Genomic DNA, 713 nt, shown 5'->3' with positions numbered 1-713 from the left:
TTTATCGGGAAAGATCGGTAAATTAGATAGGGCCCATTGCTGGTATTTCTGATCGTATTTATCCGGTGTGGCCAGTTCAACTAAATGTCCGAGACCATACGTCACAAGCGTATTCTCGGGCAAAACAGGGTCACTAACCGTATAGTAACCCTGTTTTTTTGTGCTCTTTTGAAAGGCTTGGACGTATGAACGGGCTTGACTGGGTTTTTCAGCTAAGATAACAGTGGTCATGTTCGTTCACTCCTTGTGATTAAGTTTTTGATCTAATTCTGTTTTACCTTGTTCAGCCGCTTTCAACCAAGTTTCACGGCGCAATTCTTGTTGTTGCTCTATCGATTGTTGCTTCAAATAATGTTGATACCGGTTGATGGCTTTGAGATCTGCATAGGCTGACCAACGGAATAATAAGCCACCCAGCAGTAAAACTAAGGCCATTAGCGCAGTTCCTAAAAAATCGGTATGGTTCGCCGTGAAAAGCTCTTGGTATAAATCCATTAACATGAGGTAAATTCCCATTATATAGAAGACCATGCTAAATAAGTTATCAAAATAGTAAGACAACTTAGTCCGCCGTGAAGGTGTTGTAAAAGGATCGGTTCGCATATCTTTTTTGGCTTTTTCCAATAACCAGTGTGCGATTCTCTTCATAACTATTTTTCCTCCTAGTGGTTACGGAAATAATTTTGAAACATTCTCATGGCACCCATACCAGC

1 protein-coding gene and 1 pseudogene are annotated in these 713 nt (G+C 40.7%); both read right to left on the bottom strand.

Annotated features, from left to right (window positions below):
• Positions 1 to 231 (bottom strand): annotated as a pseudogene (locus tag ACKTR2_RS10320) (DNA topoisomerase III); the annotation flags it as partial.
• Between the two features lie 6 nt (positions 232 to 237).
• Positions 238 to 648 (bottom strand): hypothetical protein, encoded by a 411-nt coding sequence (locus ACKTR2_RS10315; protein WP_407885056.1) that lies wholly within the window; start codon positions 646 to 648, stop codon positions 238 to 240.
• Between the last annotated feature and the right edge of the window lie 65 nt (positions 649 to 713).

The sequence above is a fragment of the Furfurilactobacillus curtus genome (assembly GCF_045862785.1).
GTDB lineage: Bacteria > Bacillota > Bacilli > Lactobacillales > Lactobacillaceae > Furfurilactobacillus > Furfurilactobacillus curtus.
The sequence above is the reverse complement of the archived record's forward strand: the minus strand, read 5'-3'. Positions and strand labels throughout refer to the sequence as shown.